The 23,495-nt window shown below is 43.3% G+C and carries 24 protein-coding genes and 2 riboswitches; of the genes, 23 read left to right on the top strand and 1 reads right to left on the bottom strand.

Annotated elements, in window-relative coordinates; genetic code table 11:
• Window positions 1-93: 93 nt before the first annotated feature.
• The 15 genes from MHI32_RS16545 to murB all read left to right on the top strand — a co-directional run bounded on the left by MHI32_RS16545 (window position 94) and on the right by murB (window position 16,432).
• Window positions 94-1,476 (top strand): amino acid permease, encoded by a 1,383-nt coding sequence (locus MHI32_RS16545; protein WP_076126707.1) that lies wholly within the window; start codon window positions 94-96, stop codon window positions 1,474-1,476.
• A gap of 30 nt (window positions 1,477-1,506) precedes the next feature.
• The gene (locus MHI32_RS16540; RefSeq protein WP_081386226.1) at window positions 1,507-2,796 is read left to right on the top strand and encodes a hypothetical protein; all 1,290 of its coding nucleotides are present in this window, start codon (window positions 1,507-1,509) and stop codon (window positions 2,794-2,796) included.
• Window positions 2,797-3,019: 223 nt separating this feature from the next.
• Entirely contained in the window at window positions 3,020-3,196 is a 177-nt protein-coding gene (locus tag MHI32_RS16535) for a hypothetical protein (RefSeq protein ID WP_169744776.1), read from the top strand.
• A 193-nt stretch (window positions 3,197-3,389) separates the two neighbouring features.
• On the top strand, window positions 3,390-3,782 hold the full coding sequence (locus tag MHI32_RS16530; protein ID WP_036687780.1) for a DUF2500 domain-containing protein: 393 nt from the start codon (window positions 3,390-3,392) through the stop codon (window positions 3,780-3,782).
• A gap of 868 nt (window positions 3,783-4,650) precedes the next feature.
• Window positions 4,651-5,082 (top strand): cell wall hydrolase, encoded by a 432-nt coding sequence (locus MHI32_RS16525; protein ID WP_076126705.1) that lies wholly within the window; start codon window positions 4,651-4,653, stop codon window positions 5,080-5,082.
• 144 nt (window positions 5,083-5,226) lie between these two features.
• Window positions 5,227-5,691 carry a spore coat protein GerQ gene (gene gerQ, locus MHI32_RS16520; protein ID WP_036687556.1) on the top strand — a complete coding sequence of 155 codons (465 nt, stop codon included), beginning with the start codon at window positions 5,227-5,229 and terminating at the stop codon, window positions 5,689-5,691.
• 314 nt (window positions 5,692-6,005) lie between these two features.
• Entirely contained in the window at window positions 6,006-7,322 is a 1,317-nt protein-coding gene (locus tag MHI32_RS16515) for a hemolysin family protein (protein WP_036687555.1), read from the top strand.
• A gap of 161 nt (window positions 7,323-7,483) precedes the next feature.
• Window positions 7,484-8,236, top strand: coding sequence for a DsbA family protein (locus tag MHI32_RS16510; protein WP_081386224.1), 753 nt, complete (start codon window positions 7,484-7,486; stop codon window positions 8,234-8,236).
• The gene (locus MHI32_RS16505) at window positions 8,233-8,697 is read left to right on the top strand and encodes a disulfide oxidoreductase (RefSeq protein WP_076126701.1); all 465 of its coding nucleotides are present in this window, start codon (window positions 8,233-8,235) and stop codon (window positions 8,695-8,697) included. Before MHI32_RS16510 ends, MHI32_RS16505 begins: the two co-directional genes overlap by 4 nt.
• Before the next feature lie 194 nt (window positions 8,698-8,891).
• Window positions 8,892-9,051, top strand: a riboswitch (cyclic di-AMP (ydaO/yuaA leader).
• Between the two features lie 124 nt (window positions 9,052-9,175).
• On the top strand, window positions 9,176-10,993 hold the full coding sequence (locus MHI32_RS16500) for an APC family permease (protein WP_076126699.1): 1,818 nt from the start codon (window positions 9,176-9,178) through the stop codon (window positions 10,991-10,993).
• 203 nt (window positions 10,994-11,196) lie between these two features.
• Window positions 11,197-12,204, top strand: coding sequence for an iron-hydroxamate ABC transporter substrate-binding protein (locus MHI32_RS16495; protein ID WP_081387190.1), 1,008 nt, complete (start codon window positions 11,197-11,199; stop codon window positions 12,202-12,204).
• 220 nt (window positions 12,205-12,424) lie between these two features.
• Window positions 12,425-13,480 carry an iron ABC transporter permease gene (locus MHI32_RS16490; protein ID WP_076217749.1) on the top strand — a complete coding sequence of 352 codons (1,056 nt, stop codon included), beginning with the start codon at window positions 12,425-12,427 and terminating at the stop codon, window positions 13,478-13,480.
• Complete coding sequence (locus MHI32_RS16485; RefSeq protein WP_076126695.1) at window positions 13,480-14,514, top strand: iron ABC transporter permease; 1,035 nt, start codon at window positions 13,480-13,482, stop codon at window positions 14,512-14,514. The genes MHI32_RS16490 and MHI32_RS16485 overlap by 1 nt, the downstream gene beginning before the upstream one ends.
• Window positions 14,515-14,569: 55 nt before the next feature.
• The gene (locus MHI32_RS16480; RefSeq protein WP_036687549.1) at window positions 14,570-15,370 is read left to right on the top strand and encodes an ABC transporter ATP-binding protein; all 801 of its coding nucleotides are present in this window, start codon (window positions 14,570-14,572) and stop codon (window positions 15,368-15,370) included.
• Between the two features lie 150 nt (window positions 15,371-15,520).
• The gene (murB, locus tag MHI32_RS16475) at window positions 15,521-16,432 is read left to right on the top strand and encodes a UDP-N-acetylmuramate dehydrogenase (protein WP_076106777.1); all 912 of its coding nucleotides are present in this window, start codon (window positions 15,521-15,523) and stop codon (window positions 16,430-16,432) included.
• Window positions 16,433-16,496: 64 nt separating this feature from the next.
• Here the strand turns inward: murB and MHI32_RS16470 are convergent, their stop codons facing one another.
• Window positions 16,497-16,832: a hypothetical protein gene (locus tag MHI32_RS16470; protein ID WP_036687547.1), complete on the bottom strand. Its 336-nt coding sequence runs from the start codon at window positions 16,830-16,832 to the stop codon at window positions 16,497-16,499.
• Between the two features lie 313 nt (window positions 16,833-17,145).
• Window positions 17,146-17,189, top strand: a riboswitch (PreQ1 riboswitch).
• A gap of 163 nt (window positions 17,190-17,352) precedes the next feature.
• Between MHI32_RS16470 and queF the strand changes: the two genes are divergently transcribed.
• From queF to MHI32_RS16430, 8 genes are all read left to right on the top strand, one after another.
• Window positions 17,353-17,826 carry a preQ(1) synthase gene (queF, locus tag MHI32_RS16465; RefSeq protein WP_036687775.1) on the top strand — a complete coding sequence of 158 codons (474 nt, stop codon included), beginning with the start codon at window positions 17,353-17,355 and terminating at the stop codon, window positions 17,824-17,826.
• A gap of 29 nt (window positions 17,827-17,855) precedes the next feature.
• The gene (queC, locus tag MHI32_RS16460; RefSeq protein WP_076126693.1) at window positions 17,856-18,518 is read left to right on the top strand and encodes a 7-cyano-7-deazaguanine synthase QueC; all 663 of its coding nucleotides are present in this window, start codon (window positions 17,856-17,858) and stop codon (window positions 18,516-18,518) included.
• Window positions 18,518-19,000 (top strand): 6-carboxytetrahydropterin synthase, encoded by a 483-nt coding sequence (locus MHI32_RS16455; protein WP_036687544.1) that lies wholly within the window; start codon window positions 18,518-18,520, stop codon window positions 18,998-19,000. The genes queC and MHI32_RS16455 overlap by 1 nt, the downstream gene beginning before the upstream one ends.
• The gene (gene queE, locus MHI32_RS16450) at window positions 18,993-19,715 is read left to right on the top strand and encodes a 7-carboxy-7-deazaguanine synthase QueE (RefSeq protein ID WP_076126691.1); all 723 of its coding nucleotides are present in this window, start codon (window positions 18,993-18,995) and stop codon (window positions 19,713-19,715) included. The genes MHI32_RS16455 and queE overlap by 8 nt, the downstream gene beginning before the upstream one ends.
• A gap of 135 nt (window positions 19,716-19,850) precedes the next feature.
• On the top strand, window positions 19,851-20,372 hold the full coding sequence (locus tag MHI32_RS16445) for a cysteine hydrolase family protein (RefSeq protein WP_076126689.1): 522 nt from the start codon (window positions 19,851-19,853) through the stop codon (window positions 20,370-20,372).
• Window positions 20,373-21,191 carry a VanW family protein gene (locus tag MHI32_RS16440; protein ID WP_076126687.1) on the top strand — a complete coding sequence of 273 codons (819 nt, stop codon included), beginning with the start codon at window positions 20,373-20,375 and terminating at the stop codon, window positions 21,189-21,191.
• Between the two features lie 81 nt (window positions 21,192-21,272).
• A complete protein-coding gene (locus tag MHI32_RS16435; protein WP_076126685.1) occupies window positions 21,273-22,409 on the top strand; it encodes a zinc-dependent alcohol dehydrogenase in 1,137 nt (378 codons plus the stop codon).
• Between the two features lie 142 nt (window positions 22,410-22,551).
• Window positions 22,552-23,466, top strand: a complete 915-nt coding sequence (locus MHI32_RS16430; protein ID WP_179086258.1) for a DMT family transporter — start codon at window positions 22,552-22,554, stop codon at window positions 23,464-23,466.
• Window positions 23,467-23,495: the final 29 nt, after the last annotated feature.

Genomic DNA, 23,495 nt, shown 5'->3' with positions numbered 1-23,495 from the left:
ATCTTATTTAATGCATTACCCTAATTAAGGCCATACTAAAATGTGATTTTTATTTCATTATCTTAGCAAGACTAGACAGGAGAGAATGTAAGGATGGATTTATTTCGTAAAAAGGCTCTACACATACCCACAAGTTCTGAGGGGACGCAGTTAAACAAGACGTTGGGTGCCCTGGATCTAACAATGCTTGGGGTAGGAGCCATTATCGGCACAGGTATTTTTGTAATGACAGGAGTTGCCGCAGCAGAACATGCAGGTCCTGGTCTTATAATTTCTTTTTTACTAGCGGCGTTTGCCTGTGTGCTCTCGGCATTATGTTATTCGGAATTTGCTTCGACCATTCCTGTTTCCGGGAGTGCTTATGCTTATAGTTATGTAGCCTTTGGAGAACTATTAGCTTGGATCTTAGGCTGGGATCTTGTCTTGGAATACGGAGTTGCCGCAGCGGCTGTAAGCAGCGGTTGGTCAGGGTATTTTCAGGGGTTATTAGAGGGCTTTGGGATACATCTTCCAACCGCACTATCGGGGGCTTATAATGCAGAAGCGGGTACAATAATAAATCTGCCTGCAGTAATCATCATTTTGTTGATTTCCTATTTACTGACTCGGGGAACCAAGGAAACGGCACGCTTTAACGCAATCATGGTTTTTATCAAAATAGCAGTGGTGCTTCTATTTATCGTAACAGGATTTTTCTATGTGAAGCCAGAGAACTGGACTCCGTTTCTCCCTTTTGGGTACCATGGCGTGATCAATGGCGCGGCCACAGTGTTTTTTGCCTACATAGGTTTTGATGCGCTAGCAACCGCTGCTGAAGAGGTGAAAAGACCCCAACGCGATTTGCCGATTGGAATTATTTCATCCCTTGCTATCTGTACGGTCTTGTACGTTCTTGTCTCACTCGTATTAACGGGTATTGTTCCATATACTGATCTCAATGTTAGTGATCCTGTATCTTATGCGCTTCGCTTTGTAAATCAGGATATGATTGCCGGTCTGATCTCTGTTGGAGCCATTGCGGGAATGACTACGGTACTGCTCGTGATGTTATTCGGTCAAACTCGGCTGTTATTTGCCATCTCACGTGATGGCCTACTGCCCATAAGTTTATCTAAGATTAATGCTAAAACACAGGTACCTGTACGAAGCACATGGATGGTAGGTATCTTAATAGCTGTGTTAACGGGTTTCATCCCACTGGACCGGTTGGCAAATCTGACAAGCATAGGAACATTGTTTGCCTTTTTTGTAGTGTCTTTAGGGGTAATCGCGCTTAGATATATTCATCCGGATTTAAAAAGAGGGTTCAGAGTTCCTTGGGTACCTTTCATTCCGCTGTTAAGTGCGGCAACTTGTGGTATTTTGATGTATAATCTAGGAAGTGAGACTTGGATTGGTTTTCTAATTTGGACAGTTGTTGGACTTCTAATCTATGCACTATATGGCTATCGTAATAGTAATTTGAATCATAAATAAGATTCAATCCATCCGAGAGGAGAGAGGTTATTGGCATCTAAGATTGCTGGATTGAAGGGAATAAGATTAATATTGATGCTGATTTTGTTAGCGTGGGTGGTCACGGCTTGTTCATCTCCTCCCCCGGAACCTACTCAGCAGCCCCAGCCGACAGAGGCACCTGAAGAAGGTCAGACGATAACCCTGATTACTCCAGACGCCAATCATATTGACAATGATAGCGCTCCGAAATATCAAATTCAGACTCGTCTTACAGATTTTCAGCTACTTAGTGAAAGTGAGGGTCTGGCCTGGGGGGTTACCAAAAACGAACTCCGGTTGTACTTGACCCGGGATAACGGAGCAACTTGGGCTAATATTTCACCAGCACCAAATGTGCAGTTCCTCTCCAATCCTGTGTATGGGAAGGGGATTTTCTTCACGGATCCATCTCATGGTTGGATTATAAGAAGTGCTTTTGGCTCGACAGAAACGATTGTGCTGCGAACCACAGATGGTGGCCAAAGCTGGAAAATCTCATCTTTAGGAGATGTGAATACAGTATCCTCTGTATATTTCAACTCACCCAGAAAGGGTTGGCTGATGACCTCATGGAACGCTTCTTCCAATAAAGAGAACAAGGCACTTTTTTCAACGACAGACGGTGGGGCCACTTGGGAAGAAGTGATGCAGAATGAGCAATACAATCCGAATTTCCCAAATGATTCGATACCGTTTGCCGGGGTCACCACTGGAATGATTTTTCGCAATAGTACACATGGATTTGTGACACTACAGACAGGTGCTCTTCCCAAAATCTTTATGACAAAAGATGGCGGTAAGAGCTGGAGTCTCGGGCCAGCTTTTCTAGTTAACGAACGTTTAGAAGATTGTGACCGAGTAATTACTGGCAAACCGGAGTTCTTCGATGCTACTAAGTCTACTGGTTGGATGTCTGTTGGCTGTCAAAAGGATAAAGAAAAAACGATCACTTACCATGGCTATTTTACAGCTAACGGCGGCGCTAATTGGAAATTCGCTTCCTTTGGATTGAACGCACAAGCTGGTGTTAATCGTCTAATTGCTCCGACTTTTTTGAATTCACAGATCGGTTGGACCATACTCGGCGACACCCTTTACCATACGATTGATCAAGGAGCGACCTGGTTACCTCTTAAAGAGAGCAGTGTACTGCGATCTAAGCTTTTGGAATATCCGGAGATTGTAAAGCTGCAGTTTTTTTCCACTGAGGTGGGGTGGCTTTTGATTGAGAAAAAAGAGGACAAGCGCTCGATACTGTTACAGACTACGAATGGTGGTATCAGCTGGCGCGTAATGTAATAAGGAATAAGAACCTGCCTGATGGTAGGTTCTTTTGTTGTTAGAAGAGTGGGGGGGTATTGTTGTTTGTGAATGATTGAATATAAGGAAAAAACTTATTTAAAATTTTCTTTATAAATGTGAAAAAAATCACATGACATTTAAAGAATCCTGTGATATATTTAACACATAGAAAACAAGTTCAAATTTTCACAAACTCAGACATCGAATAGGAGAGATTACAATGAAAACATTCGAAACAGATTATATGACAAGAAACCTTTTGCAACTTTGCTACAACTGTGATGACGCTCATCTTTGTGAAACTGAAGAACAATGCAGAGCTTGCTGGGCTGAGAATGGAATGTTAGACGATCAGACGGACGAAACTAAGAAATTGCTAGACCTAGTTCATGCTTAATTTAATAACTGAAAACTCTGTATAGAGACCACTCGAATTCTTGATTTCTAAGAAAACGAAGTGGTCTTTTTTGCATCTAGTCTCACTTATTTAATGCTTTCTGGACTAGATGAGGCATATACATGTACAGAAGTACCAGAACGCAGCAATTAGGCTGAATAACAAGAGGAAGAAGGGGGAAACTGTCATGGGAATGGGCCCGGATCTTTCATGGATGTTTGATTTTGCCGGAACGGTGATGCCGATCTTTATCGTTGTTATGATTGGTATTCTTGCTATATCAGCAGGCAGGGGCTTGCTTCAATGGGGCAGGAACAATGGCTCCCCCATACTAACAATCCCTGCACATATCGTTAGCAAACGGACTGAAGTACGACAGCAGCAGCTTCAGGAAGAGAATGGCTCAACTCGTACAAGTACAACTTACTATTTAACGTACGAGCTGGAGGGTGGTAGTCGCATGGAATTTAAAGTAGATGGCCATGAATATGGCTTGAGTGCAGAAGGCGATAGAGGAATGCTTACTTATCAAGGAACCAGATATCATGGATTCCAACGACAGCCACAATACTCAACTGCGGAGTAGTCATTTGTATTAAATCAAAACAGCGATCCTCATGCTCATGGGGATCGCTGTTTTCGTTTTGGTTATGTACCATTCAAGCTCATTGATCTGAAGCTCTCAAAGCTCACTGATACCGTAGCTCTCAAAGCTCACTATAGGTGCGATCATCTATTAAGTGTCAGATCTTCATTACCCTCTCACCTTGCGGACCCAGATGACGTTATTTGCAAATTCACAGTCTTTTGAGCCTAGTTTCGGACTCCAATGCAGCTATTCATTAGAAAGAGGCTTATAATCGTTGCTTTGCGGGCCAATAGGGGCTTTGGGGTCCGTTAGAATCCGAAAAGTGGATTAATATCGCGAATAAGGTCAGCTGTGTCCGATAGCGCCTTTTGAGCGGGTGCTGACATTGACGCAGTTGCTAATAAGAAAATCGATCTAACATGGACATTGTTGCTAACACCGAGCCCGATTCCAGCACCGTTCGACGCTACCACCGGCGTGGACTCTGATGCTAAAGCTGTCGTTAACAAGAACATCGAAGCTGACGTTGATAATTGTTGCTAACACCGAGACCAATTCCAGCACCGATTCGACTCTAACACTGATGTCGACTCTGATGCTGGCACTGAGCTAACCCCGACGTCAACTCTGATGCTGCCACCGACCCCGACACCGACGCTGTGCGCAAATGTAATTGGACATACGCAGCATATGGACATACGTAGCTTAGAGTGTAGATAATGGGGATTTGCTGAGTGGTTAAAAGGAAAGATCCCTACTCTAAAAAATAGGCGGGAACTGTCACCTCTTAGGCGAATGCACATACTATACAGCATGCAGTTAAGAACGAGGTTGCTACAAGAAGTGACCCCAAGGAGGAGACAGCGTGGCCGTCATCAAAACGAACTCGGAAGATGTGAAGGTGCTGGCGCGGTTGATGAGAGCGGAAGCTGAGGAAGATGGAGATCTCGGCATGCTCATGGTCGGCAATGTTGGCGTCAACCGGATTCTTGGCAATTGCTTGGACTTTAATAACATTCGGAATGTGAATGATATGGTCTATCAAAGTCCTGGAGGTTTCGAAGCGCCGCAGAAGGGATACTTCTACCAGCGAGCCAGAGAAGCAGATATCCGTCTAGCCAAACGTGTAATTGCTGGTGAAAGAACCTGGCCAGCTACCAATGCTTTGTGGTTCTTCAGACCCGCAGGTGATTGTCCTGCAACCTGGTATAACCAACAAAACACAGGCCGCTTTAAAGCCCATTGCTTCTTTACTCCGACCGGAGAAGATTGCCCGACTGTATTTATCGGCAATTAGCATGGTAACTGTGCAAAGAGAATTACTCAATAAAATGAGTAATTCTCACAGAAAGTTAGTGTGATTTCAATTGTGCCCAAATGTAAGTTTCATTAGTGTCCAAGGGAGCCTATGCTCCGATAAACATTTAGGAGGTTTCAGTAAATGATCGTTCAACCTTACCGCCCCGTAACTTATACCATCGGTAGTGTCTCTTCTTCAGGTATGCCAATGTCTTCCGGAATGCCGATGTCATCAGGAATGCAAGGCATGGGCAGCATGCCACCCCAAGTAAGCAGTGGCAGTCCAATGACTCCAGGGGGAGTAGTAGTTCAGAACCCACCACAAACGTTCGAACAATCCTACATTGAGAATATTTTCCGCCTGAATTTAGGAAAAGTAGGTACGTTTTATTTTACTTATGAGAATAACAAAGACTGGAATGCCAAAGTTTACAAGGGTGTGCTGGAAGCGGCAGGCCGTGACCACATTATTATCAGTGACCCTGCGACCGGCCAACGTACCGTCTTACTTATGATTTATTTTGATTATGCTACCTTCGATGAGCCCCTTACTTACCAATACCCAGGTGTAATTGGCAATCCTCCAACGATGAGAAATTGTCGCTAAATTTAATCCATCTTCGATGAGAAGAACTCCAACGCCAAAAGGTTAGGAGTTCTTTTTATTTGTGATGAATTTATGGAATAATCTTGATAATCATCGCCCATTTTTTTTCAAAAGGACACGCATGCTTGCGGTTTGCCCCAATATATTAATATAATAAAGTATATATTCAAAAACGTGATTCTAGACTGGAGATGAAACCATTGGGAAATTGATACTGAAAGGAACAAACGGCAAGCATTTTGCCAATACTCTGAAAAAACGAAGGAGGTGGGCCTATCCATCCATGTACGGAAAATGGTGGATAGGAGTATAAATTGAGCGACCCTTTACCCGGTATATTACATGTTGGTCTTATTATTTTGTTGGTATTGTTAAACGGATTTTTTGTTTCAGTCGAATATGCAATGGTGAAAGTACGAAGTGGTAGAATTGATACCCTGATTGAAGAAGGTAGTAAAAAAGCTTTTAATGCAAAAAGCATTGTCAGCAACCTGGATGGCTATCTCTCAGCCTGTCAGCTCGGCATTACATTGGCTTCGCTTGCGTTAGGGTGGCTGGGTCAACCAGCTATAGCTAATCTTATCGGGCCTTTATTAGGAAGCATAGGTTTAGGAGAAACTGCTGTTAATGTTGTATCTTTGGTTATTGCTCTTATGTTCATTACTATCTTGCATATCGTATTAGGTGAGCTTGCACCTAAGACCATTGCTGTTAACAAGGCTGAATCTGTCCTTTTACTAACAGCAGGACCGATGAATGTATTTTACAAAATCATGTATCCAGTGATATGGATCGTTAATGGGCTGGCGCGTGGTTTACTGCAAATTTTCCGATTAGCCCCGGCTTCAGAGCTGGGAACGGCGCATACGGAAGAAGAAATTCGTATTATCATGCAGGAAAGTAACAAAAGCGGCTTTATAGATAATACTGAAATGGCGTTAGTTGACAATATTTTTGAATTTGTGGATACCATGGCTCGGGAGATCATGATTCCGCGGACAGAGATGATCTGTCTGAATAATCATGTTTCTGCTGAGGAGAACCTTGAGATTGCCTATGATGGCATGAGGACACGTTATCCCGTCTGTGACGGTGATAAGGATCATATTTTAGGCTTCATCCATATAAAGGACTTAATTAAGGATCGTCCACAAAGTTATCAGAAATTAATTCGTCCAATATTGACCGTGCCGGAATCCATTCAGATTAGTGCTTTGCTGAAAGTTATGCAGCGCGCGAAGACACAAATCGCCATATTGATCGATGAGTATGGGGGTACTTCAGGAATGGTGACACTGGAAGATATCATGGAGGAAATTGTTGGAGAAATTCAGGATGAATTTGATGAGGAACGTCCCGGTGTTGAGAAGCTTGGCGAGGATGAACACTCCATTGACGGTTTGATGCTTATTGAAGAGATTAATGATCTTTTAGGTCTTCATATGGAGACTGAGGATTACGATACGATAGGCGGCTGGCTGTATTCTAAATTGGAGGTTAATCCACCTCAAAAAGGGCAATCCGTAGAATTTGATGATCATCTATTTATTGTAGAAGAGACTGAGAATAAGCGAATTTCTCGAATTAAGCTATTGCGGTTACAGTTATTGAATGAAGAAGCTGGAGCTTAATGGAATTATATATTTTTAAAATAAGAGCAGCGTTTCTCCTTTTGGAGTTACGCTGTTTTTTTTGACCATACTGTTTGCCAAAAAGAGATTAATAATTATATAATTTTAAATGTATATGATAAAAACTACATTAGTCCCTAGAGGACAGAAAGGAATTCTCCTTGAGTAAACCTAAAAAAAGTCCAAATGTTCCCCAGTTGAGCAAACAAGAGAAACGACGGGTAGAACAGGAGCAACAGAAGCAGAAAACGAGAATTTTAGTTATTAGTTCAATAGCTGTAGTAGTTATCATTTTTGTTGGATTGTTTATGTTAGCTTCGAAAGATGCAGCAAAGAATGTCTCTACAGGAGAACCGGTAGAATTCAATTATAGTGAGCTACCTAGGATTGGTAATGAGGATGCACCTGTTAAGCTTGTTGAATTTGGTGATTTCAAATGTCCAGCTTGTTCCCAATTTGCTGGCTCCATGAAACCGAAAATTGTTCAAGATTTTGTCAACGAGGGAAAAGCAGCTCTTTACTTTGTAAATATGGCTTTCGTTGGTCCTGACTCTGAGACAGCTTCACTAGCTGCATTGTCTGTATACCATCAGAATAAGGATGAATTCTGGAAGTTCTATGATGCTGTGTATGCGCAGCAAGGGGATGAGAGTGTGGAATGGGCCACTGAGGATTTCTTGGTAAGCCTTGCTGAAAAAGAGAAATTAGCGATCGATTACGATCTATTGCGTAAAGACATCCAAGAGAAAACTTATGCAGATGAGCTGAAGAAAGACATTCAGTTGGCAACTGACGCAGGCGTGACAACTACGCCTTCGCTCTACATTAATGGAGTGAAAACGGCTGAACCTTTCGATATTGAAGCGATTACATCTGAAATTAACACCGCCGCAAAAGCAGTGGAGGCAAAGTGACAAAATTCCTATCTTTTTGCAAGCGTAACTGCCTCTATCTGGCCTGGTTCGTCTCTTTGGTTGCTGTAGCTGGTAGCTTGTATTTAAGTGAAGTCTTGAAGTATGAACCTTGTAAGCTTTGCTGGTTTCAGCGGATTTTTATGTATCCGCAGTTATTTTTGTTGGGAATTGCCACTTTCCGTGGAGATAAGCGCATCATTCCTTATGTGCTTCCATTAAGTTTGATTGGTGGCAGTATCTCAATCTATCATTATGCGGAACAGAAGATTCCAGCATTAAGTAAAGTTCTACCTTGTACAGTTGGTGTTCCTTGTAATAAAGATTACTTGAACTACTTCGGATTTATAACGATTCCTTTGTTAGCTTTAATAGCGTTTGCTCTAATAAGTCTCCTTCTTTGGTATGGACGTAGGGAAGAAGAAGTGATTGAAGTAGATGCTGAGGAGAGCTTAGGATTTTAGTATTTACTTTGGAAGTTACAAAAAAGCTGAAAAGGTATTAAAATCACGGGCTAGAGGGATAATTGAAGATAATGAAAGAGAGCATCCAATAAGACGCTATATTTGAGCTTATTGGATGTTTTTTCATTCTTTTTTCATTTTTTTCAACGCTTTACTGTAGGCACTTTGTAGACTAATATTAGACCTTGTGAGAAGTTGAATATGCGCTGAATTTTCTTAGGAAAAACGGGGGAACCAAACTTGGCATTCATGCCAATGGGGTGAATCGGAACCGGGTCGAACAGACCTCTACCGTAGGGCTATAACCACAGCCCGAATCCGCCAGCTAACCTCGTAAGCAAGGTGGGAAAATGACCATGCATAAGCATGCGGATCATTTCCGTATGCTTATTTTTGTGTCTGCATTTATGAAATCCACCGATGAAAACAGCGCACGGAAATTCCGTTTCAGCTCCCAAAGAAAGGAACTGTATCCACCATGGTAAGCAAGGTAAAACGACTATTGATCGGACGTCCGATGAAGTCGAATGAACTCGATCATGAAAAGTTATCCAAGGTTAAAGCACTGGCTGTTCTGTCTTCTGATGCGCTCTCGTCTGTAGCCTACGGAACGGAACAAATTCTGATTGTACTAGTGGCTGCCGGGTTTACTGCCATCTGGTATTCCCTGCCAATTGCATTAGCCGTATTGGGCCTGCTGGCCATCCTGATTTTATCCTATCGGCAGACGATTTTTGCTTATCCGCAAGGAGGCGGAGCTTATATCGTAGCCAAGAGTAATCTTGGTATTCCGACAGGGCTGCTCGCTGGGGGTTCATTATTGGTGGATTACATTCTTACCGTAGCGGTTAGTGCCTCGGCAGGGACGGATGCGATCACATCGGCTTTTCCAAGTCTTCATAATCATACTGTTCTCATCGCTGTATCTGTTATCGTTTTATTAACAATCATTAATCTTCGCGGAGTGACTGAATCGGCTTCATTTATCGCAATTCCAGTGTATTTGTTTGTGGTTTCGATTGTTGTTCTGATTATCTCCGGTATCGTTAAATATGCAATGGGTGGCGCGCATGCGAATGTTCCTGAAATAGGCAGCGCCGTATCTAATGTAAGTTTGTTTCTACTATTAAAAGCGTTTAGCTCTGGTTGTTCAGCCCTAACGGGGGTTGAGGCCGTATCTAATGCGATCCCAAACTTTAAAGCACCCGCTGAGAAGAATGCAGCCAAGACGCTAATGATCATGGGACTTATCCTTGGCTTTATGTTTACCGGAATCACTGTGCTGGCGTATTGGTATGGGATTGTGCCAGATGAAAAGGCTACGGTTGTCTCTCAGATCGCTGAATCGACCTTTGGCCGTGGCGGATTGTACTTTTTCATTCAAGGGATTACAGCAGTGATTTTGTTCTTGGCAGCTAATACAGCATATTCAGCGTTTCCGCTGCTTGCCTTTATGTTTGCAAAAGATAAATATCTGCCACATGCATTTATGGTCCGTGGTGACCGCCTTGGCTTCTCAAACGGCATTATTTTTCTAGGAGTTATGTCTATCATACTTGTGACTGCATTCCATGGGAATACGGAAGGTTTGATTCCACTATATGCGGTAGGCGTGTTCATTCCTTTTACCTTATCCCAACTGGGGATGATGGTGCATTGGATCAAAACAAGACCCGCTGGATGGGTGAAAAGATTTGTAGTAAATACCATCGGTATGCTGACTACATTGACGATTACGCTTATATTTATCATTACTAAATTCTCGAGCGTATGGATGGCATTCATTTTCTTACCTGCTGTAATGTTCGTGTTCCACCGTATTCATAAGCACTATTTGAACACTGCGGATCAACTGCGTATATGTCCGGCTACGGATAAACCTGTAATTAAAGGAAGTACTGTAGTTGTTCCTGTTGCAGGGGTTACACGTGCTGTATTACATTCCATCAGCTATGCGAAGTCTCTAACAGATAATGTTGTTGCTGTGTATGTAGGCTTTGATGAAGAAGACATTCATAAGATGGAGCAACGGTGGGAGGAATGGAATCCAGGTGTACGCCTGATTGTACTTCGTTCCAGATATCGTAGTATCATTCGTCCGTTAGTGAAGTTTATCGATACGGTAGAGTGGAAGACCGCTGCGACGGATCACATCACGATTCTGATTCCACAGTTTATTACCAAACATTGGTGGCAAGCCGTGCTTCATAATCAGACCAGCTTTTTAATCCGCTCGTATCTAATGAATCAAAAGGACGTTGTAGTAGCGACTGTCCCGTATCATTTAAATAAATAAGTAGAAGATTAAAGATGAGGTTATATCCGGAACGTTCGGAATATAACCTCTTTTGTATTTTATATGAAGGAAATTGTTGCAAATCCACAGAATTTGAAATTTATATGTTGACACAGAGAATGAGAATCAATATCATTTAAAAGTGAAGCAGAGGTAAAGGTCACCTTTGAATATCAAAGCAGTTACATATAGGAGGGTTTTTAATGTTTTGGCTTAACAGAAAAAGATCAGGAAGCATGAAAGTGACGATGAGCGGACTAATAGTGATGACGCTAATACTTTCCGCTTGTGGTAATAATAATGCTGAAAGCTCATCAAATGCAGGAACAGCGCCTACAACAGCGCCTACAGCAGAATCTACAGAGGCACCTGCTGCACCTAAGACGTTAACAGATGCAATGGGTCATAAAGTAACGATTCCGGCTAATCCACAGCGCGTTCTGGGTTCATATTTGGAAGACTCTTTGGTAACTCTGGGTGTAACTCCAGTAGCTCAATGGTCAGTTACAAATGGCGTTCAGGATTATCTGGCCACTGAATTGAAGGATGTTCCTACAATTAGTTACGACCTTCCGTTAGAGGCTGTAACCAGCTTTGCTCCGGATCTTATTATCATCCCATCGGAGTCTTCTGTTCAGAACGGGATTTACGATCAGTTGAATAAGATTGCACCCACTTATGTAATTGGGGATGAACTAAATCAAGATTGGCGCAAATCGTTGCTCAAGATGGGTGAGATTTTGAACAAAACCCCTGAAGCAGAAAAAGCCATTAAAGATTATGATGTTAAAGCAGCGGCTGCGAAAGAACAGCTTACAGGAGCTATTGGACAAGAGTCCGCGGCTATTTTATGGTTGGTGCAAAAAAACTTCTATATTGTAGACGAAACCCGCAGCAGTGGAGCTGTATTATATACAGACCTTGGCGTAACGCTGCCTAACTTAGTAACAGAGATCCCAGTAGGAACAAGAGCAACTTGGAATCCGATCTCACTAGAGAAGCTTTCTGAGCTGACCGCAGATCATATTTTCCTTGTAAATAGTGATAAGACTGAAGGTTCGGAGATCCTAGATAGTGCAATCTGGAAGGGCATCCCAGCTGTAAAAGCTGGAAATGTGCATGAAATGAGCTCAACAAGCAGCTGGCTTTACAGTGGGGCGAACGCTGGCAGCAAAATCATTGACGATGTGCTAAAAAGTCTTGTGAAATAAAAGTCGTAATTCACCATGAATGAGACTGATCATTTCGGTGGGGAAGGGCGTGCAGATCAAGTATCTCGGGATACAAAGATCTGCACCATTTTTTTATAAACCAATCCCATAGTACGGAAAAATCGTTCCTGCAATTGTACAACATAAATATTTTTGCGATAATGAGAATGATTGTTGTTATCATATAAACCATTGTAACTATTGAATAAGGAGACGACTCATGGTTTCACCCTCAGATTTCGCAAATCGTATTAAAAATGAACCCAAAAAAGCTCTACATACCCGACCGGCAGCTGCCATTGGTATTCTTATTTTTGGACTTGCTGCCATTGCCTTCGGATTGGCACTTTCGGTCTCAGTGGGTGCGGCAGATATCAAGTTAGCTACGGTATGGGAAGCTATATTTCATTTCAATCCAGATTTACAAAAACATCAGGTGATTAGAGAACTGCGATTTCCACGTGCTATTGCTGGCGCCTTAGTCGGTGCTTGCTTCGCAGTAGCAGGGGCTATCATGCAGGGGATGACAAGAAACCCGCTTGCGGATTCAGGGCTGTTAGGTTTGAATGCAGGAGCAGGGGTAGCGCTGGCCATAGTATTTGCTTTTGCACCCTCACTCTCATTCACTTCACTAATGTTGTATTGCTTTATCGGTGCCGCTGTGGCCTCTTTTATCGTATTCGGAATCGGTTCGCTTTCTTTTAATGGCCTGACCCCCTTGCGATTGACATTAGCAGGTTCGGCAGTTAGTGCTTTATTGGTTGCTATTAGTCAGGGAGTAGCTATTCTTTTCAACTTATCTCAGGACATAGCCTTCTGGTTAGCTGGTGGGATGGGGGGAGCTAGCTGGACTCAGATCAAGATTATATTCCCTTGGGTGGCCGTAGCCTTAATTGCAGCGATGATGTTATCACGATCCGTCACATTGCTCAGCTTAGGAAGAGAAGTAGCGGTTGGTCTGGGGCAGCGGACAAGGTTAGTTCAATTGGCATGTATGATTGTTGTGGTTATCTTAGCTGGAAGTGCGGTTTCAACGGTTGGCCCGATTGCTTTTATAGGACTAATTATTCCACATGTTACTCGTTATTTCGTTGGAGTGGACTACCGCTGGATTATCCCTTGCTCCGCAGTTCTAGGGAGCTTATTGATTATCTTTGCAGATATTGCCGCAAGAATGATAAATGCACCTTATGAGACACCGCTAGGAGCTTTAATTGCCATCATCGGCGTACCGTTCTTTATTTATTTAGCGAGTAAGCGGAAGGGGGAGCTGTAATGCCCAAATTAACCCTTACTCCAGATGAAAAAGAACGCCGCACACGCGCCCTAACGGTGTTATCACTCCTTGCTATACTGATCGTCGTTGTGTTTATAGTCAGTATGAATACAGGGTTTATGCGTCTATCCCCACTAGAGGTATTACATACACTCATGGGTGATGGAACACATCAGCAAAAGCTTATTTTATTTGATTTCAGATTACCCCGCATCGTAATTTCATTGTTAGTTGGAGCGGGCTTTGCAGTATCGGGCTGTATTCTACAAAGTCTCGCACGTAATGCACTCGCTGAACCGGCTACGCTGGGCATAAGTGCTGGTGCAGGTTTTGCGGTAATCATTTTTATCTCGTTTTTTCCGGCTACAACAGCAGCTCCGGTATTTGTCTTGCCTCTCCTAGCACTTGGTGGGGCTGGCCTGACCGCAGCTTTAATCTATATTCTTGCCTACCGGAAGGCAGATGGTCTGTCTCCTACAAGGCTGATCCTTATCGGGATTGCGGTCGCTGCAGGAATCAATGCTTGCCAGCTTGTATTGGCACTTAGGCTTGATCCTAATAATTATCAATTTGTAGCTACTTGGATCGCCGGGAAAATATGGGGTGGGGATTGGAGATTCGTCCTTGCTTTGCTGCCTTGGATCGCGATTCTGTTACCGTTCGCCTTCTATAAAGCCCGGGTTCTAAATGTATTGAATCTAGGGGACCATACTTCATTAGGTCTAGGAATGCGTGTGGAGAAGGAACGTATTCTCCTTCTGGTAACAGCCGTAGCGCTTGCCGGCTCCTGCGTCGCGGTAAGTGGAGGTATTGGCTTCGTCGGCCTGATAGCACCACACCTGGCTCGCAGGCTCGTGGGACCCCGCCATCAGGTGTTATTACCTGCTAGTGCTTTGACAGGGGCGCTTCTTATGATTACCGCTGATACCATCGGCAGATGGGTGCTGCAACCTGCGGAAGTTCCGACTGGCATTGTGGTTGCGATTATTGGCGCACCTTACTTTTTATATTTACTCGCCAAGTCGAAAGCGTAAATTATTTCATACTTAGGAGCATAGCTCCATAAAACTTTTAAGGGAGTTGTAGATCATGTCAGAACGTTTGAATACAGAAGAATTAAGTATTGGGTATGCTGAGGCTACTATAGTTAAGGGATTGAACTTGTCTATCCCTACGGGGAAAATCACCGCACTAGTGGGCGCTAACGGCTCCGGTAAATCTACAATCCTCAAAACGATGGCCCGGATTATGAAGCCGAAGAGTGGCACCGTAATGCTGGACGGCAAATCGATCCATAACTTTTCAACTAAAGAGGTTGCTCGTCAGCTAGCGATTCTACCGCAGAACCCAACGGCTCCTGACGGTCTGACGGTATCTGAGCTGGTCAGCTACGGTCGTTTCCCTCATCAAAAGGGATTTGGCACGATGACCGCAGAGGATCGCAACATCATCTCCAACGCCATCTCTGTTACGGGCATGGAATCTTTTCATGATCGCCCTATTGACCGTCTCTCTGGTGGACAACGTCAACGCGCTTGGATCGCTATGGCGTTGGCTCAAGAAACAGATATTTTATTCCTTGACGAGCCTACAACGTTTCTAGATATGGCGCATCAGCTCGAAGTTCTTCAACTTTTGCAAAAGCTGAATGAGGAAGAAGGCCGTACCATTATCATGGTCGTGCATGATTTGAATCATGCTACTCGTTATGCGCAGCATATGGTAGCGATTAAGTCCGGTACTGTAGTTAGCGAAGGCTCACCTACTGAGGTTATGACACCAGATGTATTGCGGGAAGTGTTTGGAATTGAAGCGGATATCGTTCCGGATCCACGTACGGGTGTGCCACTGTGTCTTCCTTACGAGCTTGCTGCCTATAAAGCTGTGTAATTATCATCTAAAATCATACAACGAACAGGCTCCCGTCATTGACAAGGGAGCCTGTTCGTTGTTACAGTTGTGGTTGCCTACAATTTCATAATAACTCTTTAAAATAGATCAAGGACCATCATTTATACATGGTTAAAGGAGCATGAAAACATGAATATTGACAAAATTCAAGATGATCTAGAGCAGCTAATGACTGCAGGAATAGTGAAAAGTCATGAGAATTTAAAAGATCACGTGTACACTAAAATGGGCGGAAAAGCTGATATTTTGGCTGCACCAGCTACTTATGATGAAATTCAAAAGATTGTTACATATGCAGAACAAAATGGGATAACCCTTACGGTACTTGGGAATGGCTCCAATGTGATTATCCGTGATGGAGGGGTACGTGGAATCGTTCTGCAAACGGCAGGACTGACCGAAATGGGAATTCGCGACAATCTCTTATATGCGCAATGTGGTGCCAAAATAATTGATGTTTCCAGATATGCGCTTGATAAGGAGCTTACGGGTCTTGAGTTCGCCTGTGGCATTCCAGGAACAGTTGGTGGAGCGCTCTATATGAACGCAGGTGCTTATGGCGGTGAGATCAAAGATGTCCTGCATAGTGCACTAGCTATAAATAAGAACGGGCAATTGGTAACTCTGCAAGGAGATGAGCTGCAATGGGGATACAGAAAAAGTGTATTCGCAAGCGGTGAGTATATTGTACTTGAGGCCAAATTTGCTATGACTTCCGGTGATGTTTTAACGATCAAGGCAAAAATGGATGAACTAACTTATTTACGTGAATCGAAGCAACCGCTTGAGTATCCATCCTGTGGGAGTGTGTTTAAGCGGCCTCCAGGCCGTTTTGCAGGTCAGTTAATTCAAGAGAGCGGCTTACAGGGTACAAGAATCGGCGGTGCTGAGGTATCCAAGAAGCATGCGGGATTTATTGTGAATGCAGATAATGCAACAGCCAGTGATTACATCGGGCTAATCCACCATGTAAGAGCGACTGTGAAGGATAAATTCGGTGTAGAGCTGGAAACTGAAGTGGAGATCATTGGAGAAGAATAAATGATAAGCAAAAAGAGCCCGCAGATCGCTGTGGGCTCTTTTTGCTTATCATAATCATGTTCGTTTAATCTACTGAAAGGGTGTAATTAGCTCTGTCCGTAGTTATTTCTGCCTTGCGGTCGGCTAAGTCTACGATTTGAAGACCTTCAACAGCTAAATCATAAGTGGATTGTGGCAGGGATACCAGTTCACCATCGGCGTTAAGTGTGCTGCCGAAACCTCTTAATATCAGTGCACTTCCAAGATATTCATCAATGACATCGTCTGCACTCCGGAAATCTACGGACTCTAAATTGAAATGAACTTTATCCAAATCACGAAGTTCTTTCTTTTCAATAGCGATTGTTTCATTTAAATGATTGTTAAGCCAATCCATAAGCTGCTGTATACTTTGCTCCATAATATGCTCCCACCCTTAGCTCGAAGATTATTATGAATAAGTTACCCCTTTCTTAGGATTTGAATCCTTTTTTTTGCCACATATTAATTAACCATATGAATAGTTCATGTGATTAAAAAAGAAATTCGCGATCAAATTGGCGTGGTTTTTGAGCTTCCTAATCTCTACATACGCAGGTCTATCCACGTTAATCTGGAGTTATTTGCTGATCTGTATAAGATAACAGTAAAGAGTAGAACTTGTCAGGAGCGGGCTACCCATGGTATAGTTCAAGACGCAATATGCTTTAAGAAGAAGTCTGCGCTAAAGTTGTGCAGGAGAGGTTCGCGAACTCCCTCTATAAAAAACTAAGAATATATTAAACAGTACAAGCGGTTGCTGTCCTTTATACGGACGTTGCTTCCGTTTCTTCTTAGTGGAGCCAAGTTTTCGAAATCTCGTTCTTCTTTCCATTACCGGCCAAGGCCGAAGGAAAAGAGAGGGGTTTTTTGTCGTGTCAGAAGGAAGATTGAAAGAGGAAATGCAAGAAGTTACTTTGCTTGGTAATCAGGGAACACAGTACAAGTTTGGTTATGATCCAGACATTCTGGAGGTGTTTGATAACAAACATCCCGGGCGTGATTATTTTGTTAAATTCAACTGCCCTGAGTTCACTAGCTTGTGTCCTGTAACGGGTCAGCCGGATTTTGCCACGCTGTATATTTCGTATATTCCTGAACAAAAAATGGTGGAATCTAAATCATTAAAGCTGTATCTGTTTAGCTTCCGCAACCATGGTGATTTTCATGAGGACTGTGTCAACATTATTATGAATGATCTGATCTCTCTGATGGATCCGCGTTACATTGAGGTATGGGGCAAGTTCACTCCGCGCGGAGGCATTTCAATTGATCCTTATTGCAACTATGGAAGACCGGGTACGAAGTATGAGGCGATGGCGGAACACCGCTTAATCAATCACGACCTCTATCCAGAAAAAGTGGACAACCGCTAAATTCCAACTTGTGATAAGGAGAGATTCATATGAACAAAAAAGCACTCGTCGTATTCAGCGGCGGACAAGATAGCACCACTTGCCTGGTTTGGGCATTGCAGCAGTATGAGGAAGTGCAGGTAGTTACCTTCAACTATAATCAACGTCATGCGGCTGAAATCGAAGTTGCAACAGCGATAGCAGCTAAGTTTAATGTAAAACAGCATATTCTTGATCTAGGGCTGCTCAATCAGCTGGCTCCCAATGCACTTACCCGTCAGGATATAGATATCGTGGCTGGTGAAGGAGATGAGCTTCCAAGTACTTTCGTTGATGGACGGAATTTGTTGTTTTTATCTTTTGCCGCAATATTAGCTAAACAACTGGGGTACTCCCATATCGTCACTGGGGTTTGCCAAACGGACTTTAGCGGTTATCCGGACTGCCGTGATGTTTTTGTGAAATCATTGAATGTTACGCTGAACTTATCTATGGACTATGAGTTTGCGATCCACACTCCCCTAATGTGGCTGGATAAAAAAGAAACGTGGAAAATGGCCGATGAACTGGGGTATTTTGATTATGTTCGCGAACACACACTGACCTGTTACAACGGTATTATTGGCAGTGGCTGCGGTACTTGTCCAGCCTGTCTATTGCGTCAGCGTGGTCTTGAGCAATATGAGGCGGAGAGAATGGAGGCCGGTTCTTAATGCTTAACGAGGTTTCAGTCTGCAAAATATTTACGTTCGATGCGGCACACCAGTTAGTGGGACACAAAGGGAAATGCAGCAACCTGCACGGACATACTTATAAGCTCGAAGTAGTGCTTAAGGGCAAACCTATGGCCGCGGAAGGCCACTCGGATGAAGGCTTCGTCATTGATTTCAGCGATATCAAAATGACAGTACAACAAAGCCTTGTAGATCGTTTAGATCACGCTTTTCTTGCCATGGGAAATGAACCTGTGTTAGAGACGTTAACGAATACGGGCTCCAAAGTAGCCTTGTTGTCTTTCCGCACCACAGTGGAGAATATGTCTTCATATATTGCCTACAAGCTTAAGCAAGCAGGGTTGCCTTTGTACTCGGTAAAGCTATGGGAGACTCCAACCTCTTGGGCAGAGGTGCTGGCTGAAGATGTTCCGGATGAAGGGCCATCCTACCGTTTGTATGGAGGCTGTGACTGTGAGTAAGATTCCTGTAATTGAAATGTTCGGTCCAACTATTCAAGGCGAAGGTGCGGTAATTGGAGTGAAGACGATGTTTGTCCGCACCTATGGCTGCGATTATCGTTGCGGCTGGTGTGACTCCGCTTTTACTTGGGATGGTACGGCTAAGAATAAGGTTCGCATGATGGAATCAGAAGAAATCATAAATGAATTATTGGCGTTAGCTGGAGATAATTTCGACTGTGTTACGATTTCAGGCGGTAATCCTGCCTTGATTGGTGAAGGAATGGGTACCTTCATCAAACTGCTTCATGAGCGTGGAATAAAAGCAGCGATAGAAACTCAGGGGAGTAAATGGCAGGATTGGTTCAATGACGTGGATGTGCTGACAATCAGTCCTAAACCCCCAAGCTCAGGAATGACAACGAATTGGGAAATGCTAGATAACATCATGAGTAAGATGGAGAAACTGGGTCGTTCTACGCATAGCTTGAAGGTCGTAGTGTTTGATGATAAGGATTTTGATTATGCGAAAAACGTTCACCAGCGATATCCGAATGTGCAGCTCTTTCTGCAGCCTGGTAATGATGATGTCACGGAAGAGGGCAACATTTCTGCTCGACTTCTGGGAAGGCTGGAGTGGTTGTTTAATAAAGTAATCGTGGATTCGGATATGAACAAGGTTCGTGTACTTCCACAGCTGCATGCATTGATCTGGCATAATAAGCGTGGCAAATAAATGATTGATGAAATCGTCCGGGTATCTGCTTACAGATACTCGGTTTTTAGTTTTAACATTTGTAACTTCTAGCAGGTAGATAGTCTGTCCCAGTTTCTGGTATGATTTTGAAAAAAGCTCTTGGAGGTTATTCATTTGGAACAATCAACAGCATTATTAATTATCGATGTTCAAGAAGCCATGTTCTCCTATGATCTAAAGCTGTACGATGAAGAGGGTGTGATGGAAAGGATTGTCTCCCTTCAGCAAAAAGCTCGATTAGCAGGTACTCCTATTGTGTATATTCAACATACCGAAGATGAGGAGTACACAAAAGGTACACCCACTTGGCAGATCAGTCACCGCATCACACCGCAGGAAGGCGAAGTTATCGTTGAGAAGCCTACTTGGGATGCTTTTCACCGAACGGAACTGCAAGATGAACTCCAAAAGCTCGGGATCACGGATCTGGTGATCTGTGGGATGCAAAGTGAATTCTGTCTGGATACGACAATAAGACGCGCATACAGCATGGGATATAAAAGTGTACTGGTCTCAGACGCTCATAGCACCTTTGATAATGGGGTTCTGAGTAGTAGGGAGATCGTTAAGCATCATAATGCGATAATTGGAGGTAGATTCGCCCAGTTACGAGCTGAAAGCGAGGTTCAGTTCTAGATGAATACACCCCAGGCTGCCATGAAGCCTATTCAGCGTTCTCGCCTTAGATTGTTTGCTGGCAAACGATATTTTATTTGGAAAAGATATTTGAAATGGTGCACTGGACGAAGCAAAATAGCGAGGCAGCGTACGGATGAAACATTATCTTATGCAGCTATGACTCATGCTACCCCGTTATTAAGAAGTCTTCGGAATGTAGATATGGTGCTTCAATACAATAAAATAACTAACTTACGGCTGGCAATTGCGAAGTTGGATGGACTTGTTGTGCACCCGGGGGAGACTTTTTCCTACTGGAGAAGTATTGGTAAGCCCACTAAGCGAAAAGGGTATCTGCAGGGTATGGTGCTGCATTATGGTGGTTTTCATTCCGGGGTTGGAGGAGGCTTATGCCAGTTGTCTAATCTGATCTATTGGATGGCACTGCATACGCCACTTACCGTTATGGAACGGCATCGTCACAGTTATGATGTATTTCCAGATGAACAACGTACGCAACCTTTTGGAAGCGGGGCGACCTGTTCTTATAACTATTTGGATCTTCAATTAAAAAATAACACCGCTCAAACGTATCAACTAAAGCTCTGGCTGGACGATAGCCATTTACACGGGGAGTGGAGATGCAATGAGCAGGCGCTTTATGATTATGAAGTATACGAAAGTGATCATAGGATTAGTCTAGAGCCTTGGGGCGGATATATACGCAGTAACAAGATCAGTCGAAAAGTATATACACGTTCTGGAGATCTAATTGGAGATGAAGCTGTAACTGATAATTACGCACTAATGATGTATTCCCCGCTTCTTCATGGATAAGAGGTTAGGGCTTAGGGATATAACATAGAAAGGCATGAAAATTATATCTCTAGACCATCTCCAAAGGAGCGGATTAACAGCATGAAAGCACTAACCTACCAAGGGAAGAAAAAAGTGAAAGTTAAAGAAGTAGCTGATCCGACGCTTGAGAAAAAAGATGACATCCTTGTTCGGATTACCACTACGGCGATTTGTGGCTCGGATCTGCACATTTATAACGGGGAAATTCCAGGTATGCATGATGATTATGTTATTGGTCATGAGCCGATGGGGATTGTTGAGGAAGTGGGTCCTGACGTAACTAAAGTCAAAAAAGGTGACCGAGTCATCATCCCCTTTAATGTCGCCTGTGGGCAGTGTTTTTTCTGCCAGCATGAGATGGAGAGCCAATGCGACAATGCTAATGACGCCAAGGACACAGGCGGTTATCTTGGTTATTCCGATACTTATGGCGGTTTTGCAGGCGGACAAGCTGAATTGCTGCGGGTACCTTATGGTAATTTTGGCCCTTTTGTCGTTCCGGAGGATGCAGAAATGGAAGATGAGCGGCTTCTTTTCTTATCGGATATCGTTCCTACTGCTTGGTGGGGAGTAGAAAGCGCGGGAGTGAAGCCGGGAGATACAGTCATTGTTCTCGGCTGCGGGCCCGTTGGACTGCTAACTCAAAAGTTTGCTTGGATCAAAGGTGCCTCTAGAGTCATTGCTGTTGACCATATCGGCTACCGATTGCAACATGCGAAGCTGACCAATAATGTTGAAGTTTATAATTTCGAAGAGATCAAGGACATTGAGGCTCATTTGAAGGAGATCACTCGTGGGGGCGCAGATGTGGTTATTGACTGTGTGGGTCTAGATGCCAAAATATCTGCCTTGGAGAAAGTGGAAACGGTTCTGAAGCTGCAAGGAGGCTCGCTCAGTGCATTCAGAATGGCCGCAGATATCGTACGTAAATTCGGAACCATCCAGCTTGTAGGAGTCTATGGACTTAATTACAATATGTTCCCGCTGGGTCAGCTATTTGAACGGAACATTTCATTAAAGATGGGACAAGCGCCGGTGATTCACTATATGCCGTTGCTGTATAAGATGATTAAAGAAAATAAATTTGATCCTACAGATATCATTACGCATCGCCTGCCAATTAGTAAAGCGGAGCATGGCTATGACGTTTTTAGTGAGAAAAAAGAGGATTGCATCAAGGTTGTTCTGAAGCCGTAGCCTTTTAAGAAGCATGAGCTTTCGTCAGAAATGACATTGCTTGTGCTTTTTTTAGTGAAATCTTATGAAAATAGATGCATTTTTTCACGGTCTGCGTTAAATTAACATAAGTGACTTAAGATATTGAAAGGACGCGTAACATGTGAAACTTAAAAAACCGCCACTTCCGATTCCACTATTAATGTTGATAGGGATTGTGGCCATCTCTTTTTCCGCCATTTTTATTAAATGGTCTGATGCACCTGCATCTATACAAGGCATGTACAGATTATTATTTACCTCACTGCTGATGCTGCCTTTTGCAAGACCCTATAGTGGAGCTGCTTTTGCTCTTCGTAAAAAAGACTGGCTAATGCTCATCCTCTCAGGCGCAATGCTTGCGCTGCACTTTTTGCTATGGATGGGATCATTAAAGTATACTTCGGTAGCTAGTTCAACAATGATCATGGCGCTGGAGCCTGTATTCATTATGCTGGGTGTTTATTTTTTGTATAAGGAAAAGACAGCTCTGTCCGCTATTCTAGGGCTTGGCATTGCGATTGGCGGTGTCGTGTTTATCGGCTGGGGTGATATTGGAATCTCTGCAGATAATCTAAAAGGTGATCTATTATCGGTCGGAGGCACTGTCGCGGTAGCTGTACATATGCTGATCGGTCAAAAGCTAGTGGTGCGTATGCCCTCTTACTTATATAGCTTGATTGTCTTCTTATCAGCCGCTGGCGTGTTTGCCGTATACAATCTGTTCATGGGGATTTCCTTTTTTAATTATCCGGACAAGGAATGGGGAATCTTTGTATTGTTAGCAGTGGTGCCAACGGTGTTTGGCCATATTTTGTTTAATTGGTTACTACAATATGTATCCGCGACTACGGTTTCAATGAACATTTTAGGAGAACCAGTGGGTGCCAGTATCTTAGCGTATTTACTCTTGGGTGAACAGCTAACAACCTTACAATGGGCAGGTGGGCTGCTCGTTATGATTGGCCTCGCAGTATATTTGTACGCGGAAAGAAGGAAAACTATCCGGATGGCTGATGCCATTCAGAATGCTTCATAACAGATATTTTACACATAAAGGGGTAGCAA

The sequence above is a fragment of the Paenibacillus sp. FSL H7-0690 genome (assembly GCF_037980415.1).
In the GTDB taxonomy this organism is placed as follows: Bacteria; Bacillota; Bacilli; order Paenibacillales; family Paenibacillaceae; genus Paenibacillus_AQ; species Paenibacillus_AQ odorifer.
This window is presented reverse-complemented; position numbering and strand designations above follow the sequence as displayed.